The organism is Micromonospora sp. NPDC005291, assembly GCF_040607415.1.
GTDB lineage: Bacteria > Actinomycetota > Actinomycetes > Mycobacteriales > Micromonosporaceae > Micromonospora.
On the sequence record NZ_JBEXGR010000010.1, the window covers coordinates 71,202 to 87,619 of the forward strand.

At 71.6% G+C, this 16,418-nt stretch carries 16 protein-coding genes; 9 read left to right on the top strand and 7 right to left on the bottom strand.

Annotation, left to right across the window (positions count from 1 at the left end; all coding sequences use genetic code 11):
* Positions 1–7: 7 nt before the first annotated feature.
* Positions 8–955: a GNAT family N-acetyltransferase gene (locus tag ABZT18_RS16025; protein WP_354992777.1), complete on the bottom strand. Its 948-nt coding sequence runs from the start codon at positions 953–955 to the stop codon at positions 8–10.
* Positions 952–1,563, bottom strand: coding sequence for a dihydrofolate reductase family protein (locus tag ABZT18_RS16030; protein WP_354992778.1), 612 nt, complete (start codon positions 1,561–1,563; stop codon positions 952–954). Before ABZT18_RS16030 ends, ABZT18_RS16025 begins: the two co-directional genes overlap by 4 nt.
* 136 nt (positions 1,564–1,699) lie before the next feature.
* On the opposite strand from ABZT18_RS16030, the gene ABZT18_RS16035 reads away from it, so the two are divergent.
* Positions 1,700–2,575 (top strand): LysR family transcriptional regulator, encoded by an 876-nt coding sequence (locus ABZT18_RS16035; RefSeq protein WP_354992779.1) that lies wholly within the window; start codon positions 1,700–1,702, stop codon positions 2,573–2,575.
* On the opposite strand, the gene ABZT18_RS16040 is transcribed toward ABZT18_RS16035, so the two are convergent.
* From ABZT18_RS16040 to ABZT18_RS16050, 3 genes are all read right to left on the bottom strand, one after another.
* Entirely contained in the window at positions 2,565–3,461 is an 897-nt protein-coding gene (locus ABZT18_RS16040; protein ID WP_354992780.1) for a helix-turn-helix domain-containing GNAT family N-acetyltransferase, read from the bottom strand. The two genes, ABZT18_RS16035 and ABZT18_RS16040, sit on opposite strands and share 11 nt — an antisense overlap.
* A 27-nt stretch (positions 3,462–3,488) precedes the next feature.
* Complete coding sequence (locus ABZT18_RS16045; protein ID WP_354992781.1) at positions 3,489–4,652, bottom strand: low temperature requirement protein A; 1,164 nt, start codon at positions 4,650–4,652, stop codon at positions 3,489–3,491.
* A 75-nt stretch (positions 4,653–4,727) separates the two neighbouring features.
* Complete coding sequence (locus ABZT18_RS16050) at positions 4,728–5,516, bottom strand: SAM-dependent methyltransferase (RefSeq protein ID WP_354992782.1); 789 nt, start codon at positions 5,514–5,516, stop codon at positions 4,728–4,730.
* Positions 5,517–5,661: 145 nt separating this feature from the next.
* On the opposite strand from ABZT18_RS16050, the gene ABZT18_RS16055 reads away from it, so the two are divergent.
* The gene (locus ABZT18_RS16055) at positions 5,662–6,126 is read left to right on the top strand and encodes a hypothetical protein (protein WP_354992783.1); all 465 of its coding nucleotides are present in this window, start codon (positions 5,662–5,664) and stop codon (positions 6,124–6,126) included.
* A 70-nt stretch (positions 6,127–6,196) separates the two neighbouring features.
* Here the strand turns inward: ABZT18_RS16055 and ABZT18_RS16060 are convergent, their stop codons facing one another.
* Positions 6,197–8,596: a glycosyl hydrolase family 65 protein gene (locus ABZT18_RS16060; RefSeq protein ID WP_354992784.1), complete on the bottom strand. Its 2,400-nt coding sequence runs from the start codon at positions 8,594–8,596 to the stop codon at positions 6,197–6,199.
* Positions 8,597–8,766: 170 nt separating this feature from the next.
* Between ABZT18_RS16060 and ABZT18_RS16065 the strand changes: the two genes are divergently transcribed.
* A complete protein-coding gene (locus ABZT18_RS16065; protein ID WP_354992785.1) occupies positions 8,767–9,396 on the top strand; it encodes a phosphatase PAP2 family protein in 630 nt (209 codons plus the stop codon).
* 129 nt (positions 9,397–9,525) lie between these two features.
* On the opposite strand, the gene ABZT18_RS16070 is transcribed toward ABZT18_RS16065, so the two are convergent.
* Positions 9,526–10,203: an A24 family peptidase gene (locus ABZT18_RS16070; protein WP_354993118.1), complete on the bottom strand. Its 678-nt coding sequence runs from the start codon at positions 10,201–10,203 to the stop codon at positions 9,526–9,528.
* Positions 10,204–10,994: 791 nt separating this feature from the next.
* Between ABZT18_RS16070 and ABZT18_RS16075 the strand changes: the two genes are divergently transcribed.
* The 6 genes from ABZT18_RS16075 to ABZT18_RS16100 all read left to right on the top strand — a co-directional run bounded on the left by ABZT18_RS16075 (position 10,995) and on the right by ABZT18_RS16100 (position 16,417).
* On the top strand, positions 10,995–11,561 hold the full coding sequence (locus tag ABZT18_RS16075; RefSeq protein WP_354992786.1) for a hypothetical protein: 567 nt from the start codon (positions 10,995–10,997) through the stop codon (positions 11,559–11,561).
* A gap of 77 nt (positions 11,562–11,638) precedes the next feature.
* Entirely contained in the window at positions 11,639–12,514 is an 876-nt protein-coding gene (locus ABZT18_RS16080; RefSeq protein WP_354993119.1) for a hypothetical protein, read from the top strand.
* Positions 12,511–13,176: an SAF domain-containing protein gene (locus tag ABZT18_RS16085; protein ID WP_354992787.1), complete on the top strand. Its 666-nt coding sequence runs from the start codon at positions 12,511–12,513 to the stop codon at positions 13,174–13,176. The genes ABZT18_RS16080 and ABZT18_RS16085 overlap by 4 nt, the downstream gene beginning before the upstream one ends.
* 2 nt (positions 13,177–13,178) lie before the next feature.
* Positions 13,179–13,979 carry a ParA family protein gene (locus ABZT18_RS16090; protein WP_354992788.1) on the top strand — a complete coding sequence of 267 codons (801 nt, stop codon included), beginning with the start codon at positions 13,179–13,181 and terminating at the stop codon, positions 13,977–13,979.
* Positions 13,969–15,510 carry an ATPase, T2SS/T4P/T4SS family gene (locus ABZT18_RS16095; protein WP_354992789.1) on the top strand — a complete coding sequence of 514 codons (1,542 nt, stop codon included), beginning with the start codon at positions 13,969–13,971 and terminating at the stop codon, positions 15,508–15,510. The genes ABZT18_RS16090 and ABZT18_RS16095 overlap by 11 nt, the downstream gene beginning before the upstream one ends.
* 4 nt (positions 15,511–15,514) lie before the next feature.
* Positions 15,515–16,417, top strand: coding sequence for a type II secretion system F family protein (locus ABZT18_RS16100; protein WP_354992790.1), 903 nt, complete (start codon positions 15,515–15,517; stop codon positions 16,415–16,417).
* Position 16,418 lies beyond the last annotated feature (1 nt).

Consider the following 16,418-nt stretch of genomic DNA (forward strand, 5'->3'; position numbering starts at 1 on the left):
CCGCCGCTCACTCCCAGGCCATGTTGATGGCCCGCTCGAAGTTGACGTAACCGGCGCGGGCGAAGGCCTTGGCCATGGGTACGTTGCCCAGGTCGGTGGCCGCGCGGATGCGTGGGACGTCCTCCGCGGCCAGGGTTCGGGTGCCTTCGGCGAGGAGGCCGTCGACGTACCCGTGGCCCCGGTGTTCGGGGACGACACCGATATAGGCGATCACCGGGTGGTAGGCGTTGCGCGCCGGAATGACGAACCCGACCTGCTCGCCGTTCTCGCCCAACGTGCCGATGCGCCACCACTCACGAGGGCTGGAGTACGTGGCGAGTTCCTGCTCGTAGTGCCTGAGCGCAACCTCGTGGGGCGACATCTGCGCCAGGTCGGCACGGCTGTGTGCGTCCAGGGTCCCGTCCAGGGCACGGGTCATCAGCGCGACCAGTTCGTCGGTGTCCAGGGCCGGGCGGAAGGCCAGTCGTTGGTCGGGCGTGGGCAGGCCGGCCGCTGGGCGCCACTCCAGCCGTAGCCGTTCGACAGTCAGGCGTGCGCCGGTGCGCTCGAGGACACCCATCCTGGTACGCACCGCCCGGTACGTGTCCGGGTCCTCGCGCCAGTCGGCTGGGATGAAGCGACCGTATTCGGGAGGGACCGCGCCGGGTGCCAGGACCTGCTTCGCGGCGGTCTCGTACAACGCCTGCGCCACCTCGGTCAGGTCTTCGGCGCCGTCGTCGACGTCGAGGATGTCCAGCAGCAGCGGAGCGGCGTCGTCGTCGCGGCCCCACCAGGCGACCCTGGCCAGCAGGTGGTCGCCGCGCAGGGCCACCCACATCCACTCCGGTCGGCGGCGCTTGTCGGCAAGGTCGTCGTCGAGCTCGTGGTTGATGGTGTACGGCAGGCGGTTGAACAGGGGAATCTCGTCCGACCCGGTGATGGGACGGATCGTGACGGTGTCGGGGGATGTGCTCATGCGGACTCGTTTCCGGTCTGGGCGCGCGTGTAGGTGAGGAAGAGAGCGCCACTGTCCAGAACGGTGTGGTCGGTCAGGCGCCAGGTGCGTGGTGCGAAGACCGCGTCGCGGCCGAAGAGCGGGATGCCGGCGCCGATGGTCAACGGGGCCAGCTTGATGATCAGCTGGTCGATCTCGGGGTAGAGGGCACCGGCCAGGGCACCGCCGCCAATCACCCAGACGTCCTTGCCGTCGTGGCGCTTCAGCTCTCGTACCGTGGCAATGGGGTCCTCGGCGATGACCTCCACGGCCGGGTCCGGGCTGCCACCCAGCGTGCGGGAGAACACCAGGTGGCGAAGGTGCGGGTACGCGTCGGTCACGCCGGCCTTCAGGCCCACCTCGTAGGAGTGGCGCCCCTCCAGCACGGTGTCGAACCGGCTGCCCTGGTCGGTGATGCCGAACGCCTGCCGGGCCGGACCGGGCAGGGTCTCCGGATACTCACTGACGAGGTGGTGCAGGTAGTCGTCCGGGATGGGCCAGAAGCCGTCCGGGCCGGTGGGGTCGGCGCCGTCGGGACCGGCGATGAACCCGTCCAGGGTGGCGGCGATGTAATACACGAGCTTGCGCACGACGATCTCCTCGCTCAGGGTGCCGGCTGCTGTTCCGCTCCGACGTCCATCAGCCTGCCCGGCGAGGCCCCGGCCTACAAGATCACACCTGGCACCATGTCATAACCCCTCGCTAATACCTGGATCGGGAACCGTGATGGAACTCCGCGACATCGAAATCTTCCTGACCCTGGCGGAGGAACTGCACTTCACCCGCACCGCCGAGCGGCTGCACGTGACCCAGGCCCGGGTCAGCCAGGCGATCAAGACGCAGGAACGTCGGATCGGCGCTGCGCTGTTCGAGCGGAACAACCGGCAGGTGGCACTGACACCGATCGGTCAACGACTCTTCGACGACATTCAGCCCATGTACCGAGGTCTGTGCGAGGGCATGGAGCGGGCCAGGCTCGCCGCCCGCGGCAAGACCGGGGTGCTGCGGGTCGGGTCCATCGCCGTCAACCTCCACGATTTCCGCGAGTTGTTCGACGGGTTCGCAAAGGATCACCCCGAGTGCGAGGTGCAGCTCCGGCATGTCGACTTCGGCGACCCCTTCGGTCGGCTGCGCGCCGGCGACATCGACGTGCAGATCGTGTGGCTGCCCGTCAAGGAGCCGGACCTCACCGTCGGCCCGGTCATCTACACCGAACCCATCGTGCTGGCAGTTGGGGCAGGCCATCCGCTGGCCAGCCGAGAGTCGGTCTCCTACGAGGATCTGGCGGACGAGACGGTCATGGGTGGGGCGCGGCCCGACTACTGGCGGGAGATCCTGGTGCCCCTCCGCACGCCCAGCGGGCGTCTGATCCGCATCGGCCCGTCCGTCTCCAACTTTCAGGAGATGATCCCGATCCTCGCCACGGGCGAAGCCGTCTCGCCCGTCCACGCCCAGGCCGCCCGCTACTACGCGCGACCAGACATCGCCTACGTGCCCATCCGCGATGCCCTGCCGGCCCGATGGGGGCTGATCTGGCGCACCGGCAACGAGACGGAACTGATCCGATCGTTCGCCGGCACCGCACAGCACCTCACTGCCTGAGCTGCTTCTCAAACCAGTGGTGGGCGTAACGCTCGGTGTTGTACGGCTCGATCTCCCGATACCCCGCCGCGCGGTACAGGGCGATCGCCTCGGTGAGGTTGCGGTTGGTGTCCAGCCGGACGGCGGTCACGCCACGCTCGGCGGCGTACCGTTCCAGCTCGCCCAGCAGCCGCCGCCCCACGCCGAGCCCGCGTACGGTGTCGGCCACCCAGACGCGTTTGATCTCGGCGGGTGCGCCGGGGTGCAGTTTGACCGCGCCGCAGCCGATCGGTTCGGTGTTGAGGGTGGCGAGCAGGAACACGCCGGCCGGCGGGACGAGCGCCTCGTCGTGGACGGGGTTGCTCAGTGCCGGGTCGAACCCGTCGTCGAACCGTCGTGCGACGTCCCGGGCGTAGGCACGCACGCACGCTCGGGCCCGTGGGTCGCTCGGCGGGCATGGCTCGATGACGACCATCGACCCGATGAGGAGCCGTTCGACCTCCGCCATGGCGGCGACGAGTCGTTCGCGGTGGTGCTCGGTGAGCGGTTCGAGGATCGAGGCGGCGAGTTCGTCGGACCGCTCGTCGAGTTGGGCCCATTCCGTGTGGCCGGCGGCGGTGAGCGCGACGGTACGTACCCGGGCATCACCGCCGGCCTGGTCGGCCGGTCCCACGGTGACCAGGCCGTCGTTCTCCAGGATGCGGAGGAGCCGGCTCAGGTATCCCGAGTCCAGGCCGAGCCGGGCCCGCAACGCGGCGACCTCGGCGCCGGCAGGACCGATCTCCCAGAGCAGACGGGCCTGCCCCAGGGGCCGACCCTGGGCCATGTACTCGTCGTCGAGCGCACCCACCCGTTGGGTGACCGTCCGGTTGAACCGCCGCACGGCGGCAATGAGCGCGGAATCCATATACCTGACTTTAGTCAGGCTTCTCCGCTACGCGCCAGATCGGGAGCGGTGGTAGGAGAAGATGCCGGCGTGGTCCAGGAGGACCACCACGAGCAGCACCCCGGTGGCGATCGCGCTGACCGCCAGCAGCGGCAGCCACAGGGCGGTCCCGGCGCCGGCCAGCACGAACAGGGCGACCACCCGTGGCCAGGAGATTCGCCGGTGGATCGCCAGCGAGAAGAGGATCCGTCCGAGGAGGAACAGCGCGGGTCCGCTGAGGATGACCACGACGGCGGTCATGTCACCGGTCCTGGTGGGGTGGGCGATGCTCAGCTCGGCCCCGACCGCGGTGACCACCAGCCCGGCGATCATCACCAGGTGCAGGTATCCAGTGATGACGCCGAGCTGGGACGGGTCGGCGCGCTCGATGACCGGGCCCAGGCGCAGGCCGGCGGGCGTCACGTAGAGCAGCCCGATCAGCACGGCAGTGAGGAAGACCAGCAGGAAGGCGGCGGTCTCCGGGAAATGGAGGCGGGTGCCCGAGTACGACAGGCCGGCGACCAGGACGAGTTCACCGAGCGCAATGATCATGATTTGCTGGTACCGCTCGGCGAAATGCTCGCCGGAGAGGTGCAGCTCCTGTTGCCGGGCGCGACCCATCAGCGGGGTGGGCCAGCCGAGCCGTGGGCCGATGAGGTCGATCGCGAGGGCGAACACCCAGAGCGGCACCCGCCACTCCGGCAGGAACCCGCCGGCCAGCCACGGTACGGCGGAGACGCTGAACCAGCAGAGGATTCGCACCGCCCGGCTCTGCCGCGGGTGCCCGCGCAGCGCGACGGCCGTCACCACGCCCCGGGCGATGTGGACCGCGACGTACGCGCCGGCGAAGAGCAGGCCCCGCCCATCCAGCGCCTGCGGGATCGCCACCCCGGCCAGCAGGCTGCCCAGCGCGGCGCCGACCAGCAGCCCTCGGACCGCCGGACTCTCCGGGTCGTACCAGTCGGCGAACCAGGTGGTGGTCACCCAGATCCACCAGATCCCGGTCAACAGCAGGGCGGTCCGCAACGCGCCGACCAGAGTGAGGTCGTGGAGCAGGTGCCCGGCCAACTGGCTGAGGGCGAGCACGAACGCCAGATCGAAGAAGAGCTCCAGGAACGAGGCGCTGAGCGGCGAGTCGTTCCCCCGCAGCAGCCGCTGGGGCCTGCTCACCATCGGCGCTCCTCCCGGTGGCACGCACGCCCTGCGTCCGTCGTACCACCCGGGAACGCCGCTGGAGGCGAAAGCGGGTCAGCGGCGGACGCCAACCCCGGCGTAGCCGTGCGAATCCACGGCCTCCGGCTCGCCGTCCGGCCGCCACCGGGTGGCGGCGACCAGGCCGGGCTCCACCAGCTCGTACCCGGTGAAGAAGCGCGACGCCTCGGCGTGCGTACGGGGCACCAGCGGGGCGCTGCTGTTGCGATAGACGGCCTGCCCACGCTCGGCCAGCTCCGGCGGGATGCCGTCCAACGTCAGATGGGACAGCACCAGGTGACTGCCCGGCACGGTGGCGTCACGCAGCTTGGCGACCGCCGCCCACGGGTCGTCGTCGTCCGACACGAAGTGCAGCACCGCGAGCAGCAGCACCGCCACCGGGCGGTCCAGGTCGAGGGTGGCCCGCACGTCCGGGTGGGCCAGCAACTCGTCCGGCCGTCGCAGGTCACCCTGAACGACCGCCGTGCCGGGTACGCCGGTCAGCAACTGCCTGGCGTACGCGACGGCCACCTCGTCGTAGTCGACGTAGACCACCCTCGCATCGGGTGCCACCGCCTGCACCACCTCGTGCACGGAGTCCTGGGTGGGCAACCCGGCCCCGATGTCCAGGAACTGCCGGACGCCCTGCTCAGCGGCGTACCGGACGGCTCGGCGCAGGAAGTGCCGGTTGGTCTGGGCGGCGACGCCGGTCTCCGGGAAGATCTCCAGCACCCGTTCTGCGGCGGCCCGGTCGGCGGCGAAGTTGTGGCTGCCACCGAGGAAGTAGTCGTACATCCGGGCGACGTTGGGTGTGGTGGTGACGTCGGGTGCCGGCTGCTCGGTCATGAGGGGCCCCTTCGACGGCGAGGCGGATCTCGATGTCTAGCACCCCATGGCGACGACCCGCTGACCCCTCGTGTCGTTGATCCGGCTGCACCCATGGTCATCGCTGACCACGGTGGGGACACCGACTCAACGAGGAGGGACGCCGATGACCACTCAGCGGGAAACCGTGCAGGTCGACCACGATCTGTTCCGCGCCGTGTACGACTCACCCGCATCGCTGCCCGGCCGACACCGCTGGACCACCCCGGAGTCGGACGTCCGGCGGCTGGAGAAACTGCTCGGCATGCCGGCGCGCAGCATCGGCGCCCCGCTCTGGGTCAGCGGCGACGAACCGGACTGCCCGAAGTGCGGCCGGCGGGTCACCTGGTACGACATCGTCTCCTCGGCGCTCTCCGGCCTGCACGACAAGGCCATGATCGCGACGGTCATCCTCGGTGAACGCAAGTACGTCAACACCGAGATCCCGGATGCCATCGCCGGCGTGCGCTGCGCCGACTGCCACACCGCGATCGACGGCCTGCGCAGCTTCAAGTGCCACAACTGGGCGTACGCCTTCGAGGCGCTGGAGGCCGTCCGCGAGCGGATGGCCGGCGGTCCCGGGCCGGCCTGACCCGGCTGCCGCGAACCCGGCCCGACCTGAGCCGGCCGGAACGGGTCAGCCCTGAGCCGGCCGCGCCGGGTCAGCCCGTTGAGCGGCGGGCGGGGCGGCGGCCGGGTGGGGAGGGCGGCTCCGGTCCGGGGTCGGGCACCTGCGGCATCGGCCGGGTGACCGGCTCGGCGCCCGTGACCCGCAACCGCTCCCCGTGGTGCCACAGCTCGACCTCGGCGCCGGAGGCGGCGTCGGGCAGCTCGTAGCGGGCCTCGGCCGGGGTCAACGTGACCCGTAGCCGGTGGTCGCGCCAGCGCAGGCTGAACACCAGCCGGTCGATCCGCCGGGGCAGCCGGGGGTCGAAGGAGAGCACCCCCCGGTCGTCGCGCAGCCCGCCGAAGCCTTGCACCAGCGCCAGCCACGCGCCGGCCAGCGAGGCCAGGTGCAGCCCGTCGGCGGTCTTGTCTCCCAGGTCAGCCAGGTCCTGGAGCACCGACTCGGCGAACAGGTCGTACGCCAGATCCAGGTGCCCCACCTCGGCGGCCAGCACCGCCTGCGGGGCGGCCGACAGCGACGAGTCGCGGACCGTGCGGGCCTCGTAGTAGGCCAGGTTGCGGGCCTTCTCGTCGGCGGTGAACTCGCCCGGGCAGAGCTGCATGGCCAGCACCAGGTCGCTCTGCTTGACCACCTGCTTGCGGTACAGCTCCAGATAGGGGTAGTTCAGCAGCAGCGGGTAGTCGTCCTCGCCCGTGTTCGCGAAGTCCCACTCGGGCTGCTCGGTGAACCCGGCGGCTTGCTGATGTACCCCGCGCTCGCGGTCGTACGGGACGAAGACCGCATCGGCGGCGGCCCGCCAGCCGGCGATCTCGTCGCGGTCCACGCCGAGCCGACCGGCCGGGTCGGGGTGGCGTTCGGCGGCGTCCGCCGCGCCCCGAAGATTGCGCTTGGCCATCAGGTTCGTGAAGACGTTGTCGTCGACCAGCGCGGCGTACTCGTCCGGGCCGGTCACCCCGTGCAGGTGGAAGTCGCCCGTAGCCGACCAGTGGCCGAAGCCGTGCCAGAGCCGGGCGGTCTCCACCAGCAGCTCCAGCCCCGCCTCGGCAAGGAACCGCTGGTCGTCGGTGGCAGCCAGGTAGCGCAACACCGCGTCGGCGATGTCGGCGTTGACGTGCAGCGCGGCGGTGCCGGCCGGCCAGTAGCCAGAGGACTCCCGGCCACCGATGGTGCGCCACGGGAAGGTCGCGCCGGTCAGCCGCAGCTCCGCGGCCCGCTCCCGGGCCTCGGGCAGGTGGGCGTGTCGCCAGCTCAGCGCCGAACGGGCCACCGCCGGGGCCAGGTAGGTGAGAACCGGCAGGACGTAGGTCTCGGTGTCCCAGAGCACGTGCCCGTCGTAGCCGTTGCCGGTCAACCCCTTGGCCGAGATGGTCCGGTCGGAATCCGGGCGGCCGGCCTGGATCAGGTGGAACATCGCGAAGCGCACCGCCTGCTGGAGTTCCGGGTCGCCGTCGAGCTGCACGTCGGCGACCTGCCAGGCGGCGTCCAGGGCGGCACGCTGGTCGGTGAGCAGGGCGTCGAAGCCGTCCGCGCGGGCCGCGTCCGCCTCGGCGGCGACCAGGGCGGCCAACTCGTCGGCGGGTGCCTCGTCGACCGTCGACCACTCGTACGCGGCGAACTTCGTCAGCCGCAGCCGCTCCCCCGGATGCAGCCGACCCGCCACGGTCAGCCGTACCCGGTCCGGGGTGCAGTCCCCGGTGGTGGTGACCGTGCCCGGCCCGTCGACCTGGTGGCTGACCGCGACCGCGACGCGCTGGCCGCTGCGCTCGGTGCGGTGCACCAGCACCCCGTCGAGGCCGGCCGCACTGTATGCCTCGGCGGTCAGCGGGTCGGTGGGCACCGAGGCGGCCCGAGGGTCGTCCGAGCGCTCCGGCACCTTCTCGTTCGCCAGCAGATCCGAGCAGACCCGCAACTCGACGGCGGCGTCCAACGGCTCGACCTCGTACTGGACGGCGGCCACCGGGCGACGCGGCAGGGACACCAACCGGGTGCTGCGGATGCGCACCCCCCGCCCGGCAGGTGAGATCCACTCGGTCTCCCGCCGCAGCACTCCGGTGCGCAGGTCGAGCACCCGTTCGTGGCTGCGCAGCGTCCCGGTGCGAATGTCCAGCGGCTCGTCGTCGACCCAGAGCCGGATCAGCGCGGCGTTCGGCGCGCTGATGACGGTGTCGCTGGCCTGCGGAAACGCGTACCCCTCCTCGGGGTAGCTCAGCTCGCGCCGCTCGTGGAAGCCGTTGACGTAACTGCCCGGCATTCCGCACGGCGCGCCCTCGTCCAGGACACCGCGCCAGCCGACCCACCCGTTACCCAACGCGAAGATCGACTCGGTCTCGCCGAGCCGGTCCAGGTCGGCCGCCGCACGCCGAATTCGCCAGGTCTCGTCCTCCACCGCACCGGCAACGGGCGGCGGTTGGTCGGTGGCCGAACTGGTCTGCACGAAGCCTCCTGTGAATGCCGACGTCCGCGACCAGCCAAGCAGAGCCCGCTGTACGAACCCTGGACGAAGGTCATGAAGGCCGCCCGACCTTCGACTGCTGCGGTGCCATCTGCCCTGTTTCTACGGTGTCCCCAGGGTGAACGGGGTATGAACGTGATGTGAGGTGATGCATGCTCGACAACGGCAGCATGGACGTTCCGGAGATCAGTGTTGAGTGGTACCGCGACGTTGTCGACGCCGCCGCCGCCAGCCCAGAGCCGGTGCAGTGGTTCGTCGGACACGCCACCGAGGGGGTGATCCTGCTGCTCGGCGCGCTGCTGCTGATGGCCGCGCTGAGCCGCCGGTCCGGCGGCCCGCACGACCGGGCACTCGCCCTGATCGCGCCGGTGCCGGCCCTCCTGGCGTACGCGGGCAGCGAATGGTTCAAGACCGTGGTGGACGAGGATCGCCCATGCCGGACAGTCGGCCGGGCGATCATCGCGGGCGCCTGCCCGCCCCCGGGCGACTGGTCGTTTCCCAGCAACCACGCCACCGTGGCCGGCGCGCTGGCGGTCACCACGCTGCTGCTCTCCCGCCGACTCGGCCTGATCGCGCTGCCACTGGCCGCGCTCGGCGCCTTCTCCCGGGTCTTCGTGGGCCTGCACTACCCGCATGACGTGATCGTGGGCGTGCTGTTCGGCGCTCTGGTCGCCGTGGTGGCAACCCCACTGCTGGCCCGCCCTGCGGGTGAGGTGCTGCGCCGCCGGGCCGAGCGTGCCGGCCGGCCGGTCGCCAAACTGGCGAGCCGCTCCCGCCCCTGACCGCCGCGCCCGCTCCGCCGTGGGTCCCGCGAACAAGATCGCGCTCGATCCTGGTTGTAGTTGTCTTCCAGCACGGCCAACACCACTAGATCCTGGATCGAGCGCGATCTTGAGGGGCGGGGTGGGCGGTCAGCTGACCAGCAGGAGCGCGCCCGCCGTGCCGAGCAACAGGAACGGGCCGAACGGCAGATGCGTGCTCCAGCGGGCCCGACGCGCGGCCAGCAGACCCAGGCTGACCAGGGCGGACAGCCCGAAAGCAAGCAGCAGCCCGAGCAGCAGCACCGGCCAGCCGTACCAGCCGAGCAGCGCCCCCACGCTGAGCGCCAGCTTGGCGTCGCCCAACCCGAAGCCCCGACGGCCGAGCAGCAACGTGCTGGTGGCGAAGAACAGCGCCAGCCCCGCGCCGGCGATGACGGCCCTCAGCCAGTGCCCCGGCTCCGCGTCGAGCGCGGCCACGCCGAGCAGCAGCCAGGTTCCTGCTGCCGCTGGCAGGGTGAGCCGATCCGGCAACCGGTGCACGGCCAGGTCGACGAAGACCGCCGGAATCGTCCAGCCGAGCCACCAGGCCAGTGCCGGCAGCGCCCCACCCGACGGACCGACCAGTGCCAGCAGCACCATCGCGGCGAGCACGGCCAGCTCGACCGTGCCCGGCGGCGGGCCGACCCGGGCCCGGCAGCGACCGCACCTGGCGGCCGGACCCAGCGTCGGCCAGGGCCGGGTCAGGCCGACCGACGCGCCGCAGGCGTCGCAGCCGGTCCGGCTGGGCATGCCCGGGGGTACGGCGTAGCGCAGCGCAGCCATTCGCATCAGCGGGCTGACCGCGAGGATCGCGAGCACGGTCGAGACCCGGGCGCGAGCCGCAGCCGAGACGCCTCTCGCCGGTCGTTCGCGATGCGGAGAGGGTGCTGCCTGACGGGCGGGTTCTGTCGCGCCGCCGGACGGCCGGGGTGTCTGATCGGGTGGGTTCTCCCGACCTGGGACGGCCGCAGGGGGGCCGGTCAGCGCCATGTCGCCTCCATCGCGCCCCGGGACTCCCCCGCGAAGGTGAACACGGATCGTGACTGAACGATCGCTTCGGTGTAGCGGATGACGCGGAAAGCGACCTCCTCACCCGGCCACCAGAGGGCACCCTCGCCCGGATCCGGGCCGGGCACCCCGTCGGACGTAGCAGCTCGTCGATCGGCCGAAAACTCCCATCGGATGCCGGGATGAGGCCGCGATGTCCCACTCCCGGGACCGGCGACGAGGCTGACGTGACCCCCCTCGACCCGGCGACGCCCGATCTTTGACGACGCCACGCTCGACCACTGCCCGGGACGCAGTGCGGACACCCGTCACCACCACCTGTCATCACAGAGAGTGTTCACTTGAATTGCCTCTGTTGCATCGGCGAACGTCAGCCTATGCTCGCCCCTTGGGTGTGACGCAAGCCTCACCTCTACAACCGGACGACACAGGACCAAGCATTTGCAAAAGATCCGTAACGGTGAATGCAGAAGCGCAATGAACGGCTCCGGATGTGCTGATCCGGGCGCGCTTCCGCATGCCCGGCGGCGGTGACCCGTCACCGCACCGGGCGACCACGAGGAGGCTCGACGGTGCGCGGACGGCAGCTCAGACGAGCGGCAATCTGCCTGCTGGCGGTCGTGGCGGCGGTGCCGGTCACCGCCTGCGCCAGCGGACGGGAGGCCGTTGAACGACCGACAGCGGCCCAGGACGACAGACAACCGGCAGGTCCCGACGTCGACCGACAAGCCGCCGAAAAGGCGGCACTTGACGCGTACTCCGGTTATCTCGCGGCCTCGCGTACGGCGAGTGGGCGCGGTGATCCACGCGCGCCGGAACTGTCCCGTTTTCTCGCTGATCCACTGCTCACTCGGGTCCGATTGTCCATTCGCGCGGCTAAGGAGCACGGCGCTATGCGTACCGGGACGTTGACGTCCGACCCGACCGTGACCGCCGTCAGCCTGGACGCGAAACCGGCCACCGTGGAGATCCAGGACTGCCTGGACACGACCAGCTACCGGCTGATCTACGCCAAGGACCAGCGCGTGGTGCCGGGCAGCGGGGGCGGCAAGCACCTCTCCACCGCCACCGCGGCCCGATATCCCGACGGCCGTTGGCTGATCAACTCCGGCGTGACGCACCGGGACCAGCCGTGCTGAGCTGGGGAGGAAGGCGTGCTCCGGCCCGTACCCCCCGGGCCCGGCCGGCGCTCGCCGGGATCGGCCTCACACTCCTGCTGGTGATCGGCGCGACCCTGCCGGCCGCCGCCGCTCGACGCGCCGACCCGGGGGCCGGCTGCCCACCCGACCAGCCCGACTGCAGCGTCTGGGACGACGACCCCGGCAACCCCGGAGATCCCGGCGGCGGTGGGGACAACGGCGGTGGGGACTCCGGCGGCGGGGGCGGCGGCGTCTGCCAGTGGGACGGGCGGACCATCGCCTGCTACGACGACCTGATGGGTTGGTTCAACAGCGGCGATGGCTGCTACTACAAGCTTGAGGAGCCGCAGCCGGACAACACCCCCGAGGGTCAGCAGTGGTACCTGCTGACCTGCGACGGCGGCAACCAGGGCAGCCAGCGCCCGGAGCTGCGGGACGAGCCGCCACCCGGCTACGGCGCACCGCCCGACCCGGAGGAGTTGGCCCGCCGCGCCCTGGCATCGATCAAGCTGCTGCCGGCACGGCTGAAGGTCGCACCGCGCAAGGACGTCGGCCCCGGCCTGGTCGGTCTGCCGGTGTGGATGTGGGCCACCCCGAGCGCCAGCTACTTCGGCCCGCTGACCGCCTCCGCGACCGACCGGGGCGTAACCGTCTCCATCGAGGCGAAGGTCGACCGGATCGTCTGGGACATGGGCAACAAGGAGCGGGTCACCTGCCACGGCCCCGGCACCCCGTACGACGCGAAGAACAAAGATCTTGCCGGCCGCGCGTCTCCGGACTGCGGCTACGACAAGGGCTACCCGAAAGCCGACACGTACAGGGTCAGCGCCACCACGCACTGGACGGTGCGCTGGTGGACCGACGACGGCGTTCAGGGCGAACCGATCCTCCAGACCCGGACCAGCGGCACCGTGCAGATCCAGATCAACGAACTCCAGGTGGTGACCCGATGAGCCTCGCGACACGCAACGGGACCGGGTCGGTGGACGCACCGGTCAACCCGCCCAAGGTGGTCCGGCAACGCCGGGTCCGCCCGGGGCTGCTCGGCCTCGCCGTACTCCTGATCGCCCTGGGCGGGCTGGGCGCGGCCTTCGCGGTCACCTCGGTCCGGGCCACCGGCAGCTACCTCGCGGTGGCCCGACCGGTCGAGGTGGGCCGGGAGATCAGCGCCGCCGACCTGGTCACCGTGCAGGTCGCTGGCGGCCAGGGGCTGCGCCCGGTGCCCGCCGGTCGGCTCGACGAGGTGGTCGGCAAACGGGCCGCGGTGGCGCTCCTCCCAGGCACCCTGCTCACCCTGGGGCAGGTCACCGATGACCCGCTGCTCGGGCCCGGCCAGCAGCAGATCGCGCTCGGCCTCAAGACCGCCCAGGTGCCGGCCCGCGAACTGCACCCCGGGGACAAGGTCCTGCTCGTCAGCACCCCGGACCGCAGCAGCACCACCGCCGGAGACGCGGCGGCCGCCGGCACACGGTTCTCGGCCACCGTGATCGACATGGTCAGCCCGGCCAACGACGACAAGGTGCTGTACCTGGCGCTCCCCACCCGGGACGTGCCCGCGGTGGTGGCGCTCACCGCGCAGGGACGGATCGCTGTCGTGCTGACCGAGGCGGCCTGAGCATGGCGATCATCGCGCTGGTGTCAGCGAAGGGTTCGCCCGGCGTCACGACCTCGGCGCTGGCCTGCGCACTGGCCTGGCACCGACGGCTGGTGCTCGCCGAATGCGACCCGGCCGGCGGCTCGATCCTCGCCGGCTACCTCGGCGGCCAACTGGACGGCCCACGCGGCATCGGGGAGCTGGCCGTCGGAGAGCTCCGCGACGGCAACCTGGAAACCGCGTTCTGGTCGCAGCTCGTCGACCTGGACGCGCCCCGCCGGGAACGACTGCTGCTGCCCGGGCTCGTCGATCCGACACAGGGCGGCAGCGTCACCCCGCTCTGGCAACGCTTCGCCGACTACTTCAACGCCCTGGATCGCGGCACCCCCGGCTACGACGTCCTGGTCGACTGTGGCCGGCTGCACGTGACCGGGCCACCGTGGCCGGTGCTGCGGGCCGCCTCGGTGGTGCTGCTGGTCACCCGGGCGCAACTGCCGGACCTCTCCGGCACCAGGGCGGTGGTCACCGCGATCGAACGGGACTTCGCCGAGCACCGGGTGCCGCCGGGCACCCTGCGGCTGCTACTGATCGGCGACGGGCACGGGCGAGCCGAGATCAGCCGCGCCCTGAAGCTGCCGGTGATCGCACGGCTGCCGCACGACCCGCGTACCGCCGGGGTGCTCGCCCTGGGTGGGACCGTGCGGACCGGACGGCCGCTGATGCGCGCGGCGGCCTCGCTGGAGGTGCCGGTCGGGGCACTCCTTGAGCGGCGGCGAGCCCGGCTCACGTGGCCCGTGCAGCAGGGGGTGCCGGATGCGGTTTGAGCCGGTCTCCGCCGACCCGCGCCAACAGCCGCCGGGTGTCACCTCCACCGCGCCGCCACTGGCCGTGCCGAACGGCCGACACCACCAGTCGGTGCCGATGCCGCAGGCGTTACCCGCGGCCACACCGCCGCCGGAGTCGGCACCCCGGCCCCGGATGGACTTCCAGGTGGTCCGGGAGCTGCGCCGGGAACTCACCGAACGGCTCACCCTGTGGCAGCGCGGCCGGGAGTTCACCGTCGACGAGGAGGACACCGAGCGGGCCCGGCTCGCCGTCGCGGTGGTCGCCGAGTACGCGGACGCCGTCCGGCGGGCCGGCACGCCGATGGCCGCCGACGAGGAACGCCTGCTGCTCGACCAGGTGACCGCCGAGCTGGTCGGGCTCGGCCGGCTACAAACCCTGCTGGTCGACGACACCATCGAGGAGGTGCACATCCTCGGCTGCGACCAGGTCCGCATCACCCGGCACGGCGGTGGGGTGGACTGGGCCGAGCCGATCGCCGACAGCGACGCCGAGTTGGTGGAGATCCTCCAGGCGGCGGCCCGCCGGGCCGGCGCGACCGAGCGGTCCCTGTCCACCGTGAAGCCCACCCTCGACCTGCAACTGCCCGACGGCAGCCGGCTGGCCGCGGTGTTCCTGGTCAGCCACCGCCCGTACGCGGTGATCCGCAAGCACAACACCCTCGACGTGAGCCTCGACGATGTCGCGGGCACCCGAGGTGACCTGGACGAGATGATCGACCCACTGCTGCGCGACTTCCTCCGTGCGGCGATGCGCGCCGGGTTGAACATCATGGTCGCCGGGCTGGCCGGAGCCGGAAAGACCACGATCGTCCGGGCACTGATGAACGAGATCCCGCCCGACGAGCCGTACGTGCTGCTGGAGGAGAGCCGGGAGCTGCTACCGGCCCGCCGCCGGGAGCGGCACCGGGCGGTGATGAGCTTCGAGGCCCGGGAGGGGCACGGCGAGCGCGGCTTCGACGGCCGACCGGCGGGCGAGGTGACCATCGCCGACCTGATCCCGCTCTCGCTGCGGATGGGCGTGCTGCGGATCATCGTAGGCGAGGTCCGGTCCCGGGAGATCGTGCCGATGCTCCAGGCCATGACCACCAGCCGGGGCTCGATGTGCACCATCCACGCCCGTACGGCCTCCGGGGTCGGTGAACGGATCGTCGAGCTGGCGTTGGCGCACGGCCGCGAGATGACCGTCGACCAGGCCCGCCGGATGGCCGGCAACGCCCTCGACCTGATCGTCTACGTCACCGTCGAGGACGAAACCGCGATCGGCGGGCGTAAGCACCGGTTCGTCTCCCATGTGGAGGAGGTGATCGGTGCGGGCGAAGCCGGCCGGATCACCACCACCACCGTCTTCGGGCCCGGCCCGGACGGCCGCGCGGTCCCCCGGCACCTGCCGGAGCGGGTCCGCGACCAGTTGCTGCGGGTCGGCTACGACGTGCGGCTGCTGACCCGCTGGATCGAGGCCGGAGCTGGTGCCTGGCGGCGGCCCCGGCAGACCCGACTGACCCGGCGGTGACCTGATGGGGAACAGCCTGGAGTTGGTCGCGGTGGTCTCCGGGGCAGCCTGCGTGGCCGGGCTGCTGCTCGCCGTGGTCGCGCTGGTCGGCACCCGTCGGCCCCCCGGGCCGCGCCCGGGTGGCGGGCCGGGCCTTGGTCGACTGTGGCGCGGACCCGGCACCACCCCGGCCGAACAGCGGGCCCACCAGGCACTGCTGGTCGCCGCACTGGTCGCTGGCGCGTTGGCTTTCCTCCTGACCGGGCTGCCGGTGGTGGGTCTGCTGGTGGCGGTGGCGGTGCCCGGCACCCCGTGGCTGTTCGGGGTGGGCAAGGCCGAGCAGCGGGCGATCGCCCGAATCGAGGCGGTCGGCGAGTGGACCCGCCGGCTCAAGGACGTCTCCGGCACCGGGCAGGGCCTCCAACAGTCGATCATCGGCACGATCAGCAGCGTGCCACCCGGCATCGAGGACGAGGTACGGCTGCTCGCCGCCCGTCTACAGGCCGGTTGGATGGCCCGTTCGGCGCTGCTGGCGTTCGCCGACGAGATCGCGGACCCGGTCTGCGACCAGGTGGTCGCGGCGCTGATCCTGCACCTCTCGGACCGGGGTGAACGGCTCGGTGACGTGCTCGGCTCGATCGCCGGCGCGGCATCCGCGGAGGTGGCGACCCGCCGGGAGATCGAGGCCAAGCGCACCCAGCCCCGGTTCGCGGTCCGCTTCCTCACCGGAATGACCCTGGCGACCCTGGCGTACGGGCTGATCAACACCGAGTACATCAAGCCGTACGGCACGCCGGTGGGTCAGGTGGTGATGGCCGCCCTCGGCGCCGCCTTCATCGGCCTGCTGGCCTGGGTGCGGTCGATGAGCCAGCCGCAGCGGCCAGCCCGGTTCCTGCCGGCGCCCGACCCGAGCGAGGTGATCGCGTGAG

Bases quoted from the DNA above. Each gene is read 5' to 3' on its own strand.
- ABZT18_RS16025 (WP_354992777.1), bottom strand. From the start codon at position 955: ATGAGCACATCCCCCGACACCGTCACGATCCGTCCCATCACCGGGTCG.
- ABZT18_RS16055 (WP_354992783.1), top strand. From the start codon at position 5,662: ATGACCACTCAGCGGGAAACCGTGCAGGTCGACCACGATCTGTTCCGC.
- ABZT18_RS16070 (WP_354993118.1), bottom strand. From the start codon at position 10,203: ATGCGAATGGCTGCGCTGCGCTACGCCGTACCCCCGGGCATGCCCAGC.
- ABZT18_RS16065 (WP_354992785.1), top strand. From the start codon at position 8,767: ATGCTCGACAACGGCAGCATGGACGTTCCGGAGATCAGTGTTGAGTGG.
- ABZT18_RS16040 (WP_354992780.1), bottom strand. From the start codon at position 3,461: ATGGATTCCGCGCTCATTGCCGCCGTGCGGCGGTTCAACCGGACGGTC.
- ABZT18_RS16090 (WP_354992788.1), top strand. From the start codon at position 13,179: ATGGCGATCATCGCGCTGGTGTCAGCGAAGGGTTCGCCCGGCGTCACG.
- ABZT18_RS16045 (WP_354992781.1), bottom strand. From the start codon at position 4,652: ATGGTGAGCAGGCCCCAGCGGCTGCTGCGGGGGAACGACTCGCCGCTC.
- ABZT18_RS16035 (WP_354992779.1), top strand. From the start codon at position 1,700: ATGGAACTCCGCGACATCGAAATCTTCCTGACCCTGGCGGAGGAACTG.
- ABZT18_RS16050 (WP_354992782.1), bottom strand. From the start codon at position 5,516: ATGACCGAGCAGCCGGCACCCGACGTCACCACCACACCCAACGTCGCC.
- ABZT18_RS16085 (WP_354992787.1), top strand. From the start codon at position 12,511: ATGAGCCTCGCGACACGCAACGGGACCGGGTCGGTGGACGCACCGGTC.
- ABZT18_RS16100 (WP_354992790.1), top strand. From the start codon at position 15,515: ATGGGGAACAGCCTGGAGTTGGTCGCGGTGGTCTCCGGGGCAGCCTGC.
- ABZT18_RS16095 (WP_354992789.1), top strand. From the start codon at position 13,969: ATGCGGTTTGAGCCGGTCTCCGCCGACCCGCGCCAACAGCCGCCGGGT.